Genomic DNA, 18,559 nt, shown 5'->3' on the forward strand with positions numbered 1-18,559 from the left:
ATGGCAAAATTAGTAGTTTCAAAATTTGGAGGTAGTGCAATAGGTCCAAACGGAGTGGCTATTCCAGAAATTGTTCAAAGAATTACTGATTTAAAAAAAGACTCCAAAGTTATTGCAGTCTTTTCAGCTCCTTTAACATTAGATAATGGAAAAAAACGTTCTCTTACAGATGTAATGTTAGAACAAGGCAGAAATGCTGAAAATGGAATTATGCCATCATTAGATATAATCAAATCAACATACGAAAAAATTTTAGAATTAGTAGATGCTGAAAATAAAGGAAAATGTAAGAATGTAATTGAACAGAATCTTGAAAAAGCAAAAAAAGCATTAGATGAGGCATTTGAGAATAAAGAATTTGTAGATGAAATACGTTCACGTGCACTGGCATTTTCAGGAGAAATTCTAATGTCACATGTGATGAATTACATACTAAGAAGTAATAAGATCAAGACAGAAACAGTTGATTTTGAGGATTGGCCCATAATCACAGATAACAACATAGAATCTACAAATTTTCTGACATCAGAATCTAGAGAAAAACTAGGGAAAACTTCAGAATTGGTAGAACAAAATGAGGTTGTTACAATTGGAGGATTCATTGGGAAAACAGTGGACAATGTTACAACTACATATGAGCGCGGAGGCTCTGATCGTACTGCAGCAGATCTAGGGATTTTATTTCATAAAAATTATGAAACCAGTATTGATTTTGAGAAAGATAGTGCAGTAGTTTCAGCTGATCCCAAAATTATTGAATCAGAACTAAGCGAAGTTCATCAATTATCATACAATGAAGCAAGACTAGCAGGAATGTTTGGAATGAAAATATTAGATCCAATAGCAATTAAAGAAATTGTTGAAAATGGTGTTGATATGCCAATCACAGTTACAAATATGAAAAATCCAGAAAAAATCACAACAATAAAGAGAATTTTAGATGAGCAAAAAGGACACCCTATCAAAATTGTTACAGGAAAAGAAAATTGTGCAATTTTTAGAATAGAAACAACATCAATACAGAAATTATTGACATCATTAGACAAAGACAAACGTTACAGTGAATTTGTCATTTTATCTCCATTTACAAAAGACGGAATAGAATTTTCAAGAATATTATTTTTGGATGGAGATTATGTTAAAAGAAATGAAAAATACTTGTTAGGATTTGATTCTCTTGCAACAATAACATACAACAGAGGAGTAATTACATTGATTGGGGACGAAATGTGGAGAGTTCAACAAGTTGCATCTAGAACAAGTGCAAAGATTGGTGAAGCAGGACTAAATATTTTGAATATGGATGCACAAGAAGAAACTTCAAGAATAATTATTGTTGTTGAAGATTCAAAAGACAACATTAGAAAAGCAATCAGTGCAATACACCAAGAGATTTCAAAAATTAATTTTGTTTAGTGAAAGTGTGGCGCACGGGTTTTTACACCAGTAGCGCCATCAAGGGTTTGTTCTTGGACCATTATCTAGATTCAGTCCGGCGTTACCCTAAACACGCGATACTATACATTGCATTTTCTACTATTTAGAGCTGATCTATATAGATCAGATTACATACGCTCAGCTGCATACCACAAAATAATTCCTACTCCAAGAATAGCATACCACTTGAAGTTTCTTTTGTTTGTAAAAATATTGACAGAGCCCATTTCTTCATCTCTGTAAGTAGTCTGACGAATTTTTCTCATTTCAAACGCTTGGCCAATCAAACCTATTGTCAGAAGAGCAATAGCAACAAAGCCAAAAGTCCAATCCATAGAATTTATGCCCAATTATAGAATATGTAGTTTCATGTTAGAAATTATATCAAAAGATAATTCTTTAAATTAGCATGGTTTTTTTCCTCTCCTATGAAAGAAGTTGGAAAAATCTGGATGAATGGGAAATTGGTGCCATTCAAGGATGCCAAAGTTCACGTTCTTACTCACGCATTACATTATTCAACGTCAATTTTTGAGGGAATCAGATGTTACAACACACCAAATGGTTCAGCCATTTTCAGACTCCCAGAACATGTAGATAGATTTTTCAAATCAGCAAAGTTGTATTCGATGAAAATGCAGTTTTCAAAAAAAGAAATTTCTGATGGAATTATCAAGACAGTAAAGGCAAGTGGACTCAAAGAGTGTTACATTAGACCATTAGCATATTATGGTTATGGAACAATGGGTTTAACTCCAACACAAAACAAAGTAGATGCTTCCATTTCATGTTGGGAATGGAAGATGGGTGAATCAAAAGCAGGTAAATTCTCAGGGGCAAAATGCAAAGTATCAAGTTGGATAAAAATAGATTCTAGATCTCAACCAACACAAGCAAAGGCAGCATCAAACTATGCAAACGCAGCACTAGCAAGAATGGAAGCACTAGAGAATGGATATGATGAAGCAATTATGTTAAATTGGCACGGAAAAGTTGCTGAAGGTAGTGCTGAAAATATCTTTGTCATAAAAGATGACATCATTCAAACACCTCCATTATCTGCAGGAGGTTTAGAGGGAATTACAAGAGATAGTGTCATACAAATCATTGAAGAAAATGGTGGATTTGTTATTGAACGAGATTTAGAAAGAGATGACCTGTATGCTGCAGATGAAATATTCATGACGGGTACTGCTGCGGAAGTAAAATCAGTAACACAAATTGACAAAGTAAAAATCGGTAATGGAAAAATGGGTCATATTACTAAAGCACTCCAAAAATCATTTACTGATGTAGTGATGGGTAAAGATGAAAGATTCTTGCCTTGGTTAACATACATCTAGAATTCCAAGAGGTTTTTTACCCACAAACCCACATAGAGATTATGGATTCATGTGCAACTGGAGATACACAAGAAATCTGTTGGTTTTGCAGAAAAGGGCGCCATAATGATTGTATGAAAGAGATTCCAACACAAGGAAAATCAGATGGTCCTCATGATTGTACATTTGATACAAAACTCATTCCATGCAAATGTAACTGCTAACAATTAGTATCAAATACAACTATATCTCAAAAAATCTATGAACTATAACGAAGAATTTTGGAAAAAATATGCAGATGAGAATGAATCAAGATATAATGAAGAATTTGCAAAATTTACAAAAGATCTTGCAATATCATTACGTTGTACGAGCGCGTTAGAAATTGGATGTGGAACTGGAATTGATTTAAGATTATTTCCAGATACATTTCAAATTCACGGGGTTGATCTAAATGAATATGCATTAGATATTGCAAAAGAAAAATTTTCAGGTGCAAATTTTAAAAAAGGAAGTATTACAGATTTGCCATTTGAAGATTCGTCTATAGACTTTGTTTTTACTCATGGATTATTGAATTATCTAGATGAAGATGTATTAGAAAAAGGAATTTCAGAAATGTTTAGGGTGGCAGGAAAATATGTCATGAATTGTGAGAAATTTAACAACATAGAAGAAAAAATTGATGAAAATCAAACATCTCGAAACATGGTTAAACGTTGGATGAATTACAAAGTAAGAATTGTAAGTGATGTAGATATGCATGAAGACATTGAACCTGAGAAAAAGCGATTTGTCTTATTGAAAAAACTCTAGTCTGAAGATTTCTTTTGTTGCATTAATTTTGGTATTTCTATGGTAAATGTAGTTGGATTATTTTTAACAGAAATAATACCTTGATGTAATTCAATAATATTTTTACAACTTGCGAGACCTAAACCAGTACCTTTTTGTTTAGTAGTAAAAAGAGGTTCAAAGATATTATCGATAACATCATCTGGAATTCCACTACCAGTATCAGAGAATTCAAGTTTGGTTTTGTCTTTATCTTCACGTATGTTTATGGTTATTGTACCACCAGTATCAGATATTGCTTGAATGGAATTTATTATGAGATTAATGAAAACTGCATCAATTTTTATAGGATCACAATTGATATTCACATCTTTATCAGATATAGAAATTTTAACATTAGATGGGACGTTAATTTTTTCTATAGAAGTTGCTAAAAGTTCATGAACTGAAATGTTCACTAATCTGAGAGGGGAGTTTCTAACATATCCCAATACATCATCTACCTGATGAGAAATTCTAGTTATGCTGGTATCAATGAAATCAAGACGTTTTTTTGTATCTGGATGAGAGAGGGTTTTATCTGATTCTTTTTTTAATAATTCTACAGATAATTTCATTATAGATAATGGATTTCTAAGATCATGTGCAAGACGTCCAGATAGTTCTCCAATAGCAGAAAGACGTTCTTGTTTTAACAATTCCTGAGTTTTTTCTTCAACAAGGTTTTCTAGATTATTTTTTTGTTCTTGAAGTTCTTGTGTTCTCATATTCACGAGTTTTGAAAGATTTTTGTTCAGGGTCAATACAATTATTGCAAAAATTCCCAACATTGCTACTATACCAAGCATAATATTTTGAAAAGTAACTTGTTCGTCATTTTCTATGAAAATGGAATGAGCAACGAAAATTCCAACCACCATAGAAACTATAGTTAATGTTAATGGAATTCCAAATTTATTGATTGTTTCAAATTGTACTTTTTCTGAAAAAAACATGGATTGATCTTCAGAAGATGACATAAGTGAAATCTTAAAACGGACATAGAATGCAAAAGTTAGCAGTATGTAAGAATACAGCCAAAATAGATCAACAGGATGTCCATCAAAATATGTTCCATCAAGTTCTAAAAATAAGAAAAATGTATCTGCTATACCATATATGATAAATCCAAACAAAATTAACATCCAAGAAAAATTTACACCTTTCTTTGCTAGATACATAATTCCAACAATTGAAGGAACAATTTGGATTGAACCTAATATTGGATACGCAAGTGCTATAGTTGTAGGAAATGCATCTTCTCCCAACATATCATCATATGCTGCAGTTACAGATGGAATCAAAAATGCAGCACCTAACGCAATTGCAAATAACCAAACATTTTTGCTAACGGATTTAAGAATAGGTTGTAAGGAAATAAACAGGAATGCAGTCATAAATGGATATGCGCCGATGTAAAAAATGTCTGCTTCAGATGGGAACGGACTACCATCCCACACATGATCATACATTAACCAAATAAATTCAGCTATAAACCAAAATACTGAACCTACAGAAAATATCAAAAATGCTTTTGATTGGTAATGTTTTTGTTTGTGTAATTTTATTCCAACCAGTAAAGCAATACCAGTAAGAATTGCAGTTGAAACAAGATATGCAGGAACTGAAATCCATGCAAACTGGGTATCATCAACAAATGGTCTTATTTGATAAAGAAGAGTAATAGAAACTAGTACCAAAATTAGAAATGTCAAAATAGATTTTGTGTTAAGAGAATTTTGGAATGAGAGAGATTTTTTGGTACTCAACTTACATCAGTGTCATGCGAGATAATATTCAAATGTTTATGAATATATCATAGTACTAATTGATGTAAAAAATTTTTGAGATAAAAATAGAAGAATAATTGTAAAATTTGAAAAGCGGGTCTAGAGGGATGATCCGAGTCTAACAAAAGGGTCTCTGTAGAAAGCATATCCAATTACTATAGAAGTACCTTAGATTTAGACTTTCTAAACTAAAAGTATGTCAAAAAAGTATAGATCCACATTGTAATTCATACAATAATGATTTTCTTGGAATCCATATATTACATTCACTTTACATGACTACATTTTGGTTGAATTTGTTTTTTTGATGATATTAAGAATCAGATTACCAAAACTGTTGGATAATGCCAATTACTGCAGTAATCACTGGGACTAACACAACTACTAATGAAATTCTATCTCTAAATGTTTCAATTCTTTTATCGTTAAAGATTAAAGAAATTTTCATTTTTGGTTCTCCTATTATACTTCCTAAAGTACGAATGAGACCTAAACGATCCTTATTTTCTAATTCACCGAGAATGTCTTTTGCAATATTATCTAATGAATGTAGAGGTTTTAACATAATACAAGATTGAATGGAGTCCAAATTTTCAATACGTTTTTTGTGGTTCGATTTAATGTAATCATTATAATAATCAAGTCCCCAAATCACATAATTCCGTTTTTCCTCTTGCTCTAAATTTTGAAATTTTTCATAAGTTTTGAAACAGCTTAGACTAAGATAATGATAAAAATCAGATTTACTAATTAATTTTAATCTAATTCCATAAAGACTGATAAAAATCATGCCAAATGTAAATAGACTACTAATTAAGAAATTCTGTTGCCATATTAAATTTGGATTTGAATAACGATAAGGAATATCTCTTTCTATTTCATTGACTAATGCTAATCTCATTGCAATAGGGGTCATAGATTCCATTTCATCTATGGCTTTAGTCATAAGATCTTCAGTTGTTAACCCATCTATAATTACTCTAACTTGTTTATCGATTTCACGTCGTTGTTCAAAAGTTAATTCATATTCTTCTTTTTCCATATTGTTTACTAATATTGAATATGATTTTTCATACTCGTCATTTTGTAGTTCATATTCAGATTTTGAATAAATAAGTGCTGTAAATGCATCAGTAATTTCATCATCACTCATGGTAGACAAGTTCTGTCTATTTTCTTTGTATTCTGCAAGTTTTTTATCATAAAGTGTATCTTTGTTTAATTCAGATTGATAAATGAAATAAATTCCGATTGCCGTTAAAAAAAGAACTATGATTGCGACCAATAAATAAATTCGCAAATATCTACTAAGATTATAAAATCTAATTGGGGCTCTTTCATAATTAATTTTTTCAAAAAATGATTCGGATGAATTTTTTGATTTGGTAAGAATGTGTAAGTAAGATGATTCTGTAGATGGGGTAGCTTTTTGATGTATTGACATGTATACAACCCATGGGATGATCAATATAGTTACAAAAATACCATATACAAAATCACGTAATGCAGAAGTAATGATAAAAATACCAACCAAGACTAATGGAAATATTATTACTAATCCAATCATTTTCCATTTTTCATTATGAACAATATTTTGATGGGTAATGATTTTTGGGATTTTCTGTTTTGATCTAAATTTTTTAAACAGATCTTTCTTTTCTTTCACATGACATTATTTTCATGATTTCATATCAAGTTTATGATGATTAAAAATAATTTTATCAGTCGAAAAGATTTGAAAGTGTTCGTTTTGGTTTGTGCTTTTCTAAAAATATAGTCATTTCATCTTTTTGTAACAATAATTTATCACGTAATTTCAGATCTAATTCAGTCTTCTCCAAATATTCTAAACTCTTTAAGAATCGTTTGATAATTTTGGTTAATTCATGTAAATTAGAATTTGTGGTTGTATTCACATCTGATGACATATCATGTTCGATGATTTGTTTTATTCTGAAAAATATGGTGTGGATTAAGTCTAACAGGGATTCTGGTGTTGTTTTTTTAAGAAATTCATCATTACTAAGTATCAATTTCAAAATTTTTCTATAATGTTTACTGTCATATTCATCATCAAGATTAAAGATTGGTTTTTTTAAAAGCTCAATAGTTAAGAAATTATTCATTTTTGAGATTCTTTCTATAATATGTTCAAGATAACTCTTTTTGTAATATATTGGTAGATCTGTTTTTTCATCAAATAATTCTAAAATATTTTCGTGTAATTGTGGATTTTGAATAAAATTATCCAATATTACTTCTTCAAATTGAAATCGCGCATCTAAAAGTAATTTTGTTCCATTTTTTTTAATTTTTTGAAAATTAGTTTTTAAAATATTTTTGAATAGTTGGTCACGAGATTCATAAGTCCAATCATGTAATGAATTAAACATTTCATAGACAGTATTAAAATCTAAATTGGTATCATCAAATTTTGAGACAATATAAGATAGCTCCAATCCTTTTGAATATTTTTTAAAATCATTTTCAGGTAAGAATGGTTTAATTTTGAGCAAATAATTAACAGTTGTATCATCATCAAAATCTTTTAAAATTTCTAAAATATCATTTGCAAATTTTTTTGTACGATATTCATCATGACTTTTTTCTACTTCATTATAATAAGTAACTAGTTTTATCTTATTTTTTATGTTTGAGTTATCAATTTCTTCAAATTCATTATGAATAAAATCTAACGATTTTTGATCTTTATTTTTTATTATTTCTACAATTATTTTTACAGTTCGTTCTAAAATTAAGTCATCATTATTTTCATAAAACACTGGCATTTCATCTGAATTAATTTTCAGATGATTTTCTTCTACAGAAAATTTATCATCATTTTTAATTTGAGAAATATCATAAAGATTTTGTCTTTTTGGTTCAGCAACTACATTAGAATAAGATAACAATCTCATAGATTTTGGTAAAATTGTAAGAAGTTCTGGAATAAATTTAGCGTTTTTTATTCCTATGAGACTTATTTTCTTTGATGAAAAAAGTGCATCAAGTATAGTTTCTAATAAATTTCTAGGTATGCTTTCAAAAAAATCCCAATTAATTGGTATTGACATTTCATGTATTTGGATCTTGTCCAATACACCTAGTTCTTTTGGATCTTCAATAAAATATTGGAATAAAATCCTTGAATCAAAATTCATCTTTTCAAATTGATGTTTTTCTAAAATTATAGTATGATTATACAATGTATTATCCCTGCCATCAAAACCAGTACCGATATTAATTACAGTACTAAATGCAACTTTGTTATTTTTTAAAAATAATAATGAATTAGATGATGAAAACTTGCTTGGATCAATACCTACAGGATACAAATAGCCCTCTAGATCTTGAATTACGTCTTCAGTTATACCTGAAGATTTAGCAGTTACTTGGTATCCGGATTTATTCCCAACTGATGCAGTAGTATAGAATAATTGGTCACACTTGTGCATGATTATGAATTGTTATCGATTAACCATGAAATAAATCTGATGTATTCTCTTTGACTATATTTTACAGGTAAAGTAATTTTATATCGTGTTTTATCTTCAGAATCTAATTCCACCGTAGAATCATCTGGATCCAATTCAATTTTATTTTCATTTTCTGCAACTGCTCTTTCTGCTTTTCCCGCTTCACGAGCTCTAGCTTCAATTACATCAGGAGGTTGTCCTTCTGCAGTTGCTTCCTCACGGGCTTTATTCATGGCATTTTTTACGTGAGCGTTGATTTTGTCTTTTCTTTCTCTTTCAGCTTGTTCTAGTTTCTTTTGTACATATTCTGCATTTAGTTCTTTTAACTCATTCATCTCTTCTTTGATTATTTCTTCAGCTTCTTCTGGAGATGCCTCAGTTACTCCATCTATACTAAACATGAAAATACTAAGATTTCCAGAGTGAGTAGATTGTAAAGTTGATTCAAATAGAGGTAAATTGCTTTCCAAAAATTCTTCATTTGATAATGATGATTCTTTTGTAGAGGATTTTTTTAATTCGTCTGTTTTTGTAAATACCAATGCTATAGGATTACTTATTTTTTCATCTACGGTTTCACCTATGTATTTTTTCATATCAAGTATAGCATTGATAATTTGACTGTAACGTACTTGCTCAGTTCTCCATTCGGGTGATTCTTTACTATCAATTAGAATTACGTATATTTTTGCAAACAAAAGATAGCTTAAGGGGCCAAATAGATCTCCAGAACTTTTGTATTTTGTCAATATTGTTTCAACAAGAGATTTAGGATTATCATATCTTTTTTGTAATATTTCTTGAATATCTTCACCTGATGCATCTCGCAACATATATTCTGCTTTTGTTCCTAATTGTCCTCTACTAGATATTTCAATTTTTAATCTTGATTTAGTATTAGGTAATGTTGGAGGTGGAAATCTACCTTTACTAAACATTCGTCTATGAGTTCTATCAATTTCATCATATCCATCTAAAATTCTTACATGAAATTTTTTTCTATATTTTTTTAGAAATTCTGTAGAAAGTGTATCAAATAACATTGTTGAAACAACGGTTTTACCATAATTTGATTTTCCAATAAATGCAACAGTATTGTTCTCGTCAAAATGTTCTCTTGCAGATTCTAGAATATCATTCAAATTTTCCTTTGCCATCAGGATAAGATATTGATTTCTAATGAATAAACTTACCGTTCCTGTTAATGTCTAAACTTGCGTTCTAATTTTCTTTTTAAAGAAATAAAAAATGCGCCAGATATAGGTAATAGAATTATACGCAATAAGATATCTAAATAATTTGTATCTTTATCTAGTGAATAGAATGGGAAAAAACTGGTTATGCTTCTAAAAAGTGCGTCATAGAAAATTTTTTGAGATGGTAAATTTGCAAAATCAGGATCGGTTAAATTTTCAATACAAAACAAGGCAATAAAAATACTCAAGATTGGGATTGAGACAAACATGGGGCGGCATATAGAATGTCCATATTGTGAAATTATATGATAATATTGATACAAAGAGAATAATTTTTCATGACATTCTCTAGAGATAGTTTTTCTGCTAGAATTTTTATTTTTTTTATATTTTCTTTTTAGTTCCATTTCTCTAACAAAAAATTCTCCAGCTGTTTCATACTTTAAATAATAATCATGATTTTCTCGAAGATTACGATAAACATCCATAACATCTTCTAATTGAAGTGAAGGTTCTTGATTATTTTCTAATAACCATTCATCATAAATTACGAATTTATTATTACGGTTTTTTATTCTATAGATAAATTTATGAAATTTGTTTGTAGGCTCAGATTCGATGTTCCATTTAACTTGATTATCAAATCTTATGCGTGAAATATCGGTTCCAAGAAAGGAAACATGTGATAAATCAGTATCAAATGTTACTAGATTTGGTTTAAAAAATATTGAATTTCGAAAATGGGCAAATTTTTTAAAAAGTGCATATGAAAAACTAACTTCATCCAAAAATCTCATTCTGTTAAATTTTACTTCATTATTGAAAATGGTGTTTGTAAACCAAGTTTTGTTTTTAAATTCTGTTCTTACAAATGAAACAGATTCGGAAAATACAACGTTAGAAAAATCAACATTTGTAAATTCAGTAGTAAGAAATGATACTTTTTCTTTAAATTCTGAAGAGCTAAAATCTGCATTATCATCACAAATAGAAGATTCGAAGTAGACATTATCATTAAATCGATTAGATGAAAAATCTACTTTTTCTTTAAAAAGTACATTATTACAATTAATTTCCTTGTTAAATGTACAATTAAAAAAATTGGCAAAAGAATAAAATTCTGAATGATCAAATATAACATCACCAACAAAATTAGAATGTGAAAAGAATACTGACTTGACAAATTTTTTACTTTCTAAATTAATTTCTGGAATATTATACCCAACACATTCTAAAATTGTTTCATTTTTACATGCATCATCAATTTTTTTACAAAGTTCATCATGAATTTCTGACTGAGTGTGTTCATTTAAATAAAATTCATCATGAAATTTACATTTTCCAGAATCTAAAGCAGGTTCAAAACATGTGATTTCTCTATTTCCCCTCACATCCCGATCGAAAACTTCTATTTTGAAATTACATTTTTTAATAGACACGTGATAAAATCACTTAATAGATTAAAATACTTTTAAAATAAATTCAATTTTTCTAATCAATAAGATTGAATTTGATGTAATCAAAATAGAGTTCACAGTATGGTCAATTCTAACGTCTTATTCATTAAGTACGAAATTTTATCTATTTTATGACTAAAACCGCAGGGTTAATTCCAGTTGCAGTTATTCAAGGTTTTTCGTTAGGAATACTCATGAGATTCAATATAGACATCACACCATCTGGAATTTTAACAATGATTTTACCAGCATTAGAACCATTTATGATAAAACAAACTTCATGGATGATTCCAGTCATTTTACTAATATTGACTATTCTTCCAATCGTAGCAATTATTCAAATTTTCCAGAGATATGGAATAGTGGGTATCATTGCATATGCTATTATTGCGATTGGTACATGGTACTTAGTAATATCTAGTTAAGTATCCTCAAAGGATAACGTAGTTAATTTTGTTGGAAACATAATACAAACAGCAATCAATACAATCTATGTCTTAAGATCATCACAAGGATTATAGGAAATCCAAAATACATTCCAACATTCAATAAAATAACACTTACTCCATAACCTAAGATCTCCTCATCAGAATCTGCAAGGGACATTATAGATAGCGAATACAGCATGGGAGTGATTCCAATTCGTATCATCTCTTTGAAAACAGGGTTTTCTCTTTCAATATCTGCAATGAACGGAGAAAACGAGTAGTAAAACTCATTGAAATTTTTCATAAATAATGTTCCTGATTCTGATTTGAGTAATTTGTTATCCCTGATTTCTCGCAGTTGTTGTATTTGGGGTGCAAGTTCAGTACCATATGTTGCAGTTGCTATTAGGCAACCTCCACCAGAGGATGTAGGATTTGTGATTGAATCCAATGAAGATGCTTTGTCTCTTGCAATATCATTATAATACAAATTAATATCACTGCCAATTTTTTGAGGTGATTCTTGAATTGATAGTGATGACTGCATCATCATTATTTCATTACCAATTACATTGATTACTTCTGTTCTTTTGCTATTTGCATAAAAGTTAAAATCGTTCATGATGGAATCTTTTTCATTTGGAGGCAATGATGTTTCTTGGATATCTCCTTTGATCTCTTCTCTTAACGCATCTATTTTGTAAAGCAGTTCCGCCCCTTTGTATTTCATATATTCGGTAGTCTGTATGAATGCGTCTTTTACTACAGCTTGTTCGTATTCAGATAATCTTGACATTTGTATTCCGTTAATTGAGTCAAAAGAGATACCTCTGTCTTTGATTCCTGCAAATGTCTCTTTGAACCTTTTGCTTTTCTCTTCTCCAACAAACTCCCACACTTCCTCCTCGGATTGAGGTATGGCTAGTTGCATCAATCGTGGGATCTCATCCCTGAATTTGTTATATGCCTCATCTTTTATTATTTGACTTTGTTTAGAAATTGATAATTCTTCAAAAGGTATTGGAATTAGATAACACATTCCATTTGATAATTCTAATTCACCTCCACAGGATATTTCGGGATCATCATTAATGGATTCCATTCCAACAGTAAATGCACCTTTAATAGAAATAGTTTTCAGATCTTTTGCAATCATTGTAGCGTCTATATCATAAGATCCATAATTGTTAATGACATAAGAAAATTGGTCATTTATGGGAAGATTTTTTTCACTTTTTTCAAAGCATTGATCAAAAAATGCATTTTGAGTAATTATGTCCTTACCTGAATAAATAGTGATATACAAATCACCACAATTAAAAGATGAGCCAGTTACGCCAACTTGAATTTCTATAGGTTCTGAAGAAGAATATTGATTTGAAAGATTTATGATTTTGATTGAAGCATCATAAGTTGAATTTCCGAATACAGTATTTGGAATTAACAAGGCAACTACTGTAATTACCCATAATGATAAAACCAAATTCATGGATTTGGAACAAACCTCATCTGTATCATGCCTAAAAACATCTTATAATATCTGATATTATCTTGTCTTTATTAAATCATATAAAATCTTATTTTATCTTATGAAGCATAAGATAACTTTGACAGTAGAATCAGACATAGTAAATTGGATTGATTCAGAATCCAAGACGGGGAGATTCAGAAACAGAAGTCATGGTTTTGAACAATGCGCTCGATTAGTTAAAGATAGAAAGATTACATGAAAATTTATCTAGATTGTTCCTATTGTCATTATATTATCCATTCAAGTTTTTGTGCACGATTAAGACCAGAACCGCATTGAGGACAACGTTGTAATCGGTTATTACGAACATGGAAAATATTTCCGCAATTAGTGCAACCAAAGATTTGATGTACGGGAATCACAGATTAGTTAATCATTAATTACATATACGTATTTTTTTAGATCAGCATAGAAAATAAAATATTACAAGATGTGACATCTTGTCTAGAAAAAATATTTTTATTTGAAATACGAAGGGAATTCCACTAAATTGTCCATTATTTACTTGATTCATCAAAGCGTTTGATTGAGTCTTTGACTTCATCAAGGGACATTTTCTTTGATTTTTTTACCAAGTTTGTTAGTTCTCTTACCCGTCGTTTTATTCTCCTATCTTCTCTTTCTTGTTTCAAATCTAATTGAGAGAACTGCTTACATTTAGAACCATAGTATCCAATTTTAGTCCATTTCCCATCTATTCTCACATATGCCATTAATCTTGTACAATCTTCATTACATTCTTCATGATAATTTCGGTATACCATCAAATCACCTAAAGCGAATACAGACTTCCTTGGGATGGGTTATACATTGAGGACATTTTTGTAACAGTTTTGGCAAATTGATTTAGACTGAGAATTTCACCAGGCATGATGTTAGAGATATCTCTCTTTTCGGATTCAAGATAATTTCCTACATTTTGCATATCTTCAATCTGCTTTTTTAGACTACATTGAGGCGTTATTATACGCTCCAAACGCATTCTATAGGATTTATCTGGGAATCTTTTTGCGTATGCTCTGATAAATCCTCCCACCATATCAGAAATAGTTCTATGAAAGGATTCATCTGAAAATTCTATTTGTCCATCTTGGTTTAGATGATAATGAGTTACAGTCCAATCAAGACTGTTTGGGATATCATCAGTTTTGTAGTTATGAAATAGAAAAGCTCGAAGGGTTTCCATGTGACCTAGAAACTCTTGTGCTCCACGAATATCATAGATGATTGGATTCCATGTACAAGACAAATTAACAGTGACAGTTTCAGGATAAACGGCAATCTTTGCAGAGATATCTTGTCCAAGTGCATATTTCTTGAGAAAAACACCTTTGTTTGAAGAATTTGGAGTCATTCCTATCTTTATTACATTTTTGTAAAGTTGTTTTGAAGGAAATTTTATTTTGATATCATGTATTGTAGGAATTTGTTTGCTTGCTTCATTGATAATTTCTTGCATGTTGGTACCTACCACCATACCCTCATTTGTTACAGTTCTTCGGGTTCTACCAGTGTACTCTCCTTTAATTTTGTAAAAACTAATCCAACCAGAAGAAGTTGGAACTATCCATCCAAGGTTTCTTAGACGATGTATTCTTTGCCTAAAAGCACCGTGACTTAGGTATGGAAAATCTCTAAAGCAAAAATCTTGTCCAAGTCTATTTTTCTTTCTACCGTGTATTACAATCTCTTGTAGTTTTGGTGGAAGGTCTTCTATACGTAATTCGTTACATTGATCTGTTACATTCATGGTTTCTCTCCAAGAGATTCTTCTTTGATCAAAAATTCAGTTGATTCAAGACTTGTACATTTAGAACATAATTCAAGATAATAGTTACCTGTAGATGAGCAACGATATAGGCGTCTACAGGTTTTAGGCGTGTGACCACATTGAAGTATATCCATTTCATATACTCTTGGAAAGAAGGGTTAGTATTTCCCGCTTGGGGGAAAACCGAGCTTTTATTCATAACACCACAAATCTGTCAATGTTTGAAGGCAGAGAAAATCAAAGAAAGAGAAGGAAAGATTATTCAATTTATTATGGATAATCCATATTGCTCACTTGACTCAATTTTTACTAAAGGAAAAATTCCAAAAAGTAAAGCTACAAAAGAATTAATTAAAAAACTTGTTGAGAAAAAGCAAATTCGCGTTAGGGGAGTCTCAAAGAAAAAATATTACATTAAAGAAGATAAAGATTGGGTAAAAGAGCTAGAGAACATAATAAAAGATATTCCAAGATTTGGCAGTAAAGTAAACAATAGAATGTTAGAATTTCTTAAGTTGCGTGTACACGTTCTAAAAGCTGAAGGTAAAAAAAATAATGATGTAGACATTAGAGATACATTAAGAATACTATATCTCAATATGCAACATCATAAAAATCCAAATAAATTATCTGAATTTCTTTTGCTAGACTCTCTCTATTGGGCTATCGAAGATGACAAATACTATATGGCACATCAACTTCATTCAAATCCTACCAACAAAAAACGAAAATTTCACAAAGCAACAATTGGTTCACGTAGATCAATTGAGACATTACTGGATATGAAAAAGAAAGGAAAGCAAGAATATGGTTTAACAGGTAAAGATTTTAAAAAAAATATGAGGAGATTAACAAATAATCCTCATGTATGGTTTGATAGATTTTTTGCAGAACAAAATAGGACATTATATCAAAATTCACCAGAAATAAAAAATGATATTCAAAAAAAGATTCTAGATAAAACTAAACTTACATCAGACATGCCTGATTATGAGAACAGAAAGAAGGTTCTTAATGCATCAAAAGAAGCGTTTCCGGATTTTCCCTTAGATATAATATTTGATATTTTATCTGAGGAAACAAAGGTACAGTTACGGGAAGAATTCAATGAGATGGGAGAAGATTTTGATTTATTTGAAAGAAAGACAAGGGCACTGAAGACCATTAGAAACTTGAATCCTAACAATTGGAAGAAATCTTAATTTTTCTTTTCGTATTTTTCAAATCTTTCAAACTTTGCCTTTAACTCTTCTACCATTTCTAATGCAAGATTTTTTTCTTGTAGTGTTTGTTTGAGTTTTTTATTTTCGTTTTGAACTAGTCCCAATTCCCTTTTTGCTCTGTATTCATCTGAGATCATAAGATCAGGCATTGCGCGAAGATATTGTGGGACATATTCTTCAATTTCGCTAAAGAAATAGCTGTTATCAGATCTTGTCACTCCAATTTTGTGACCAAACAGTCTTTCCTTTCTAATTAAATTTGCATGGGAATCCTCGTTGATTTTTTGTTCTGACATTATCTTGTTCCATCTTTTTCTCATTCCATGAGTTGCAGGAACTTCATATGCACGAATTTCTTTTTTGAGATTTTTTTGAATATTAGAGCGTTTGATAATATGATACATCTTTGCTTGTATTCCCTTTTTGGAATAATGTCTTCCATCTTTGAATCTAGTAAGTAATATCGGATCGTCTTCTTTTGGTTCTCTTTTCATTTTTTGTATCCATTGTTTTCTTACCGATTGTAATTTGTCCCATGCTTCAATAGAAATCAATCCAAGATATTTGGAAGAAGTTTCATTGTACACAATCATACTTGCACATACAATTCTTCCACGCTCAGATTTTGATTTGTCATGTGAATATTGTCCTGTTTTTATTTCATAGATTGGTCGTATGTTTCCCCAAGTTTGATTTTCCCATCCGCCAACTCTCATTCCAGAAGAAGACTCAGCTAGAATGATAAAATCGCTAAAGACATCAGTTGAATAATCAAGGATGTGTTTGATTTCTTCAGTTGTGTATCCACGTGTAGGATGAAGATTAGTTATCTCAGGGAATATAGCCTCAATGTTTGACCATTCCATTGGAATTTCATTCATTTTTAGGAATTTTTTGATTCCCTTGAACTTGTTGGGAATAGTACTTGGGCTCAGGTAGTGTGTATCAGAAACTGGTTTCTCTGATCTTTGCTTTAGATGAATGGCATAATTTTTGAGCAGTTGTTTTAGTTTCTCAGGTTCCTCTCTTGCAAAATTGTAAAATTGTTTTGCTTGTTCTTCAAATGTTCCATCAAAATCTTCTACTGATTCAAGAAATTCTCGTAATGTCTTTCGATATGCAGTTTTTGTTTCAACTGACTTTATTCCACCATAAAATTGCTCTAAAGGATCATCTAGTAAAGTAGTTTCTAGTTTTCCAATGGACAGAATGTTTTTGCTTTTGCTAGACATTGTACCCCCTAGGAAATACGGGATAGTAAGGTCTGCTTGAAATCTTTCCGAGCTTTTGTTCGTAAATGGGTATAATTTGTAAAAAGATTCTGCAGTTCAATATAGCGGGTCTAGAGGGATTCGAACCCACGACAGCAGGATTAAGAGTCCTGTGCGCTACCTGGCTGCGCCATAGACCCACCAAAAATAGTATGCCTAGAGTTGTTATTAATCTTAAGATTGGAAAATAAAGGAAAATTATGTTTTATGCTTTAGCTTCAACTTCATTGTATTTTTCAATGATTGCAGTTAGTGCAGTTGAAACTGGAACATCATTCATCTTTTTCTTTTCGGCAAGAAGTTTCTGGTATGCTTCTAGTGTGATGTATACTGGAATTGAACCATTTCCTTCTAACAAACCTCTAACGTTGTATAGAGCAGTTTCCATTCCTCTTTCAGCAGATTTTGCAAATTTTGCTTTATCCATAATTGCTCCTAATGGACCAAATGGCATTTCATAATCTACTGACATTGTAACTCTTGTGAGATTATTTCCTAATGATTTGAATTCATTAGTGATTTGCCAATTCTTGAATGGACCTTCAATTTGTTTTGCAGTGATTTTCTCATTTCTAACAAACTCGGTTGTCTCACAATCCCACTCTAAACGTTTACCGCTAAAGTCACCGATAATTCTAAAGGTTGTACCTACACCCATGCCTTCCTTGATATCCATAGGAACGACTGTCATGCCTACTGCATCAGTTTTGATTTGATCAGAAACATGTTCTGGTCTTGCAAAGTAGGTAAAGACATTCTCAACAGGTGTCTTAATATCGATTGATTTTGTTACGAGGGTCAACGATTCAATGTCTTGCCAATA

18 protein-coding genes and 1 tRNA gene are annotated in these 18,559 nt (G+C 30.7%); 6 read left to right on the forward strand and 13 right to left on the reverse strand.

What is annotated here, in order from left to right:
- A complete protein-coding gene (locus ACQY22_RS02150; RefSeq protein ID WP_428324904.1) occupies positions 1–1,416 on the forward strand; it encodes an aspartate kinase in 1,416 nt (471 codons plus the stop codon).
- A gap of 149 nt (positions 1,417–1,565) precedes the next feature.
- Here ACQY22_RS02150 and ACQY22_RS02155 read toward each other — a convergent pair whose 3' ends face one another.
- Positions 1,566–1,772, reverse strand: a complete 207-nt coding sequence (locus ACQY22_RS02155) for a hypothetical protein (RefSeq protein WP_428324905.1) — start codon at positions 1,770–1,772, stop codon at positions 1,566–1,568.
- A 93-nt stretch (positions 1,773–1,865) separates the two neighbouring features.
- On the opposite strand from ACQY22_RS02155, the gene ACQY22_RS02160 reads away from it, so the two are divergent.
- From ACQY22_RS02160 to ACQY22_RS02170, 3 genes are read left to right on the forward strand one after another with little or no spacing between them, the layout of a single operon-like run.
- Entirely contained in the window at positions 1,866–2,780 is a 915-nt protein-coding gene (locus ACQY22_RS02160; RefSeq protein ID WP_428324906.1) for a branched-chain amino acid transaminase, read from the forward strand.
- 41 nt (positions 2,781–2,821) lie between these two features.
- Positions 2,822–2,983: a hypothetical protein gene (locus ACQY22_RS02165; protein WP_428324907.1), complete on the forward strand. Its 162-nt coding sequence runs from the start codon at positions 2,822–2,824 to the stop codon at positions 2,981–2,983.
- 37 nt (positions 2,984–3,020) lie between these two features.
- On the forward strand, positions 3,021–3,575 hold the full coding sequence (locus ACQY22_RS02170) for a class I SAM-dependent methyltransferase (RefSeq protein WP_428324908.1): 555 nt from the start codon (positions 3,021–3,023) through the stop codon (positions 3,573–3,575).
- On the opposite strand, the gene ACQY22_RS02175 is transcribed toward ACQY22_RS02170, so the two are convergent.
- The 5 genes from ACQY22_RS02175 to ACQY22_RS02195 form a co-directional block, all read right to left on the reverse strand.
- A complete protein-coding gene (locus ACQY22_RS02175) occupies positions 3,572–5,362 on the reverse strand; it encodes an ATP-binding protein (RefSeq protein ID WP_428324910.1) in 1,791 nt (596 codons plus the stop codon). The genes ACQY22_RS02170 and ACQY22_RS02175 overlap by 4 nt on opposite strands.
- A 346-nt stretch (positions 5,363–5,708) precedes the next feature.
- Entirely contained in the window at positions 5,709–7,049 is a 1,341-nt protein-coding gene (locus ACQY22_RS02180) for a hypothetical protein (RefSeq protein ID WP_428324911.1), read from the reverse strand.
- A gap of 55 nt (positions 7,050–7,104) precedes the next feature.
- Positions 7,105–8,838 carry a hypothetical protein gene (locus ACQY22_RS02185; protein WP_428324912.1) on the reverse strand — a complete coding sequence of 578 codons (1,734 nt, stop codon included), beginning with the start codon at positions 8,836–8,838 and terminating at the stop codon, positions 7,105–7,107.
- A gap of 2 nt (positions 8,839–8,840) precedes the next feature.
- Positions 8,841–10,016 (reverse strand): TRAFAC clade GTPase domain-containing protein, encoded by a 1,176-nt coding sequence (locus ACQY22_RS02190; RefSeq protein WP_428324913.1) that lies wholly within the window; start codon positions 10,014–10,016, stop codon positions 8,841–8,843.
- Between the two features lie 44 nt (positions 10,017–10,060).
- The gene (locus ACQY22_RS02195; protein ID WP_428324914.1) at positions 10,061–11,446 is read right to left on the reverse strand and encodes a pentapeptide repeat-containing protein; all 1,386 of its coding nucleotides are present in this window, start codon (positions 11,444–11,446) and stop codon (positions 10,061–10,063) included.
- Positions 11,447–11,643: 197 nt separating this feature from the next.
- On the opposite strand from ACQY22_RS02195, the gene ACQY22_RS02200 reads away from it, so the two are divergent.
- Entirely contained in the window at positions 11,644–11,937 is a 294-nt protein-coding gene (locus ACQY22_RS02200) for a hypothetical protein (RefSeq protein WP_428324915.1), read from the forward strand.
- Positions 11,938–11,992: 55 nt separating this feature from the next.
- On the opposite strand, the gene ACQY22_RS02205 is transcribed toward ACQY22_RS02200, so the two are convergent.
- The 4 genes from ACQY22_RS02205 to ACQY22_RS02220 all read right to left on the reverse strand — a co-directional run bounded on the left by ACQY22_RS02205 (position 11,993) and on the right by ACQY22_RS02220 (position 15,376).
- Complete coding sequence (locus ACQY22_RS02205) at positions 11,993–13,429, reverse strand: CFI-box-CTERM domain-containing protein (protein WP_428324916.1); 1,437 nt, start codon at positions 13,427–13,429, stop codon at positions 11,993–11,995.
- A gap of 539 nt (positions 13,430–13,968) precedes the next feature.
- On the reverse strand, positions 13,969–14,235 hold the full coding sequence (locus ACQY22_RS02210; RefSeq protein WP_428324917.1) for a hypothetical protein: 267 nt from the start codon (positions 14,233–14,235) through the stop codon (positions 13,969–13,971).
- Between the two features lie 8 nt (positions 14,236–14,243).
- Complete coding sequence (locus ACQY22_RS02215) at positions 14,244–15,221, reverse strand: hypothetical protein (protein WP_428324918.1); 978 nt, start codon at positions 15,219–15,221, stop codon at positions 14,244–14,246.
- Complete coding sequence (locus ACQY22_RS02220) at positions 15,218–15,376, reverse strand: hypothetical protein (protein ID WP_428324919.1); 159 nt, start codon at positions 15,374–15,376, stop codon at positions 15,218–15,220. The genes ACQY22_RS02215 and ACQY22_RS02220 overlap by 4 nt, the downstream gene beginning before the upstream one ends.
- A gap of 87 nt (positions 15,377–15,463) precedes the next feature.
- Between ACQY22_RS02220 and ACQY22_RS02225 the strand changes: the two genes are divergently transcribed.
- Positions 15,464–16,444, forward strand: coding sequence for a hypothetical protein (locus ACQY22_RS02225; protein ID WP_428324920.1), 981 nt, complete (start codon positions 15,464–15,466; stop codon positions 16,442–16,444).
- Here the strand turns inward: ACQY22_RS02225 and ACQY22_RS02230 are convergent.
- From ACQY22_RS02230 to ACQY22_RS02240, 3 genes are all read right to left on the reverse strand, one after another.
- Positions 16,441–17,697 (reverse strand): hypothetical protein, encoded by a 1,257-nt coding sequence (locus ACQY22_RS02230; protein ID WP_428324921.1) that lies wholly within the window; start codon positions 17,695–17,697, stop codon positions 16,441–16,443. The genes ACQY22_RS02225 and ACQY22_RS02230 overlap by 4 nt on opposite strands.
- Before the next feature lie 105 nt (positions 17,698–17,802).
- Positions 17,803–17,876: transfer RNA gene (locus ACQY22_RS02235), tRNA-Lys, on the reverse strand.
- A gap of 65 nt (positions 17,877–17,941) precedes the next feature.
- Positions 17,942–18,538 carry an SRPBCC family protein gene (locus ACQY22_RS02240; RefSeq protein WP_428324922.1) on the reverse strand — a complete coding sequence of 199 codons (597 nt, stop codon included), beginning with the start codon at positions 18,536–18,538 and terminating at the stop codon, positions 17,942–17,944.
- Positions 18,539–18,559: the final 21 nt, after the last annotated feature.

The organism is Candidatus Nitrosopumilus sp. (assembly GCF_965263415.1).
Taxonomy (GTDB): Archaea; Thermoproteota; Nitrososphaeria; order Nitrososphaerales; family Nitrosopumilaceae; genus Nitrosopumilus.

Bases quoted from the DNA above. Each gene is read 5' to 3' on its own strand.
- ACQY22_RS02150 (WP_428324904.1), top strand. From the start codon at position 1: ATGGCAAAATTAGTAGTTTCAAAATTTGGAGGTAGTGCAATAGGTCCA.
- ACQY22_RS02155 (WP_428324905.1), bottom strand. From the start codon at position 1,772: ATGGATTGGACTTTTGGCTTTGTTGCTATTGCTCTTCTGACAATAGGT.
- ACQY22_RS02160 (WP_428324906.1), top strand. From the start codon at position 1,866: ATGAAAGAAGTTGGAAAAATCTGGATGAATGGGAAATTGGTGCCATTC.
- ACQY22_RS02165 (WP_428324907.1), top strand. From the start codon at position 2,822: ATGGATTCATGTGCAACTGGAGATACACAAGAAATCTGTTGGTTTTGC.
- ACQY22_RS02170 (WP_428324908.1), top strand. From the start codon at position 3,021: ATGAACTATAACGAAGAATTTTGGAAAAAATATGCAGATGAGAATGAA.
- ACQY22_RS02185 (WP_428324912.1), bottom strand. From the start codon at position 8,838: ATGCACAAGTGTGACCAATTATTCTATACTACTGCATCAGTTGGGAAT.
- ACQY22_RS02190 (WP_428324913.1), bottom strand. From the start codon at position 10,016: ATGGCAAAGGAAAATTTGAATGATATTCTAGAATCTGCAAGAGAACAT.
- ACQY22_RS02200 (WP_428324915.1), top strand. From the start codon at position 11,644: ATGACTAAAACCGCAGGGTTAATTCCAGTTGCAGTTATTCAAGGTTTT.
- ACQY22_RS02205 (WP_428324916.1), bottom strand. From the start codon at position 13,429: ATGAATTTGGTTTTATCATTATGGGTAATTACAGTAGTTGCCTTGTTA.
- ACQY22_RS02210 (WP_428324917.1), bottom strand. From the start codon at position 14,235: ATGGTATACCGAAATTATCATGAAGAATGTAATGAAGATTGTACAAGA.
- ACQY22_RS02215 (WP_428324918.1), bottom strand. From the start codon at position 15,221: ATGAATGTAACAGATCAATGTAACGAATTACGTATAGAAGACCTTCCA.
- ACQY22_RS02220 (WP_428324919.1), bottom strand. From the start codon at position 15,376: ATGGATATACTTCAATGTGGTCACACGCCTAAAACCTGTAGACGCCTA.
- ACQY22_RS02230 (WP_428324921.1), bottom strand. From the start codon at position 17,697: ATGTCTAGCAAAAGCAAAAACATTCTGTCCATTGGAAAACTAGAAACT.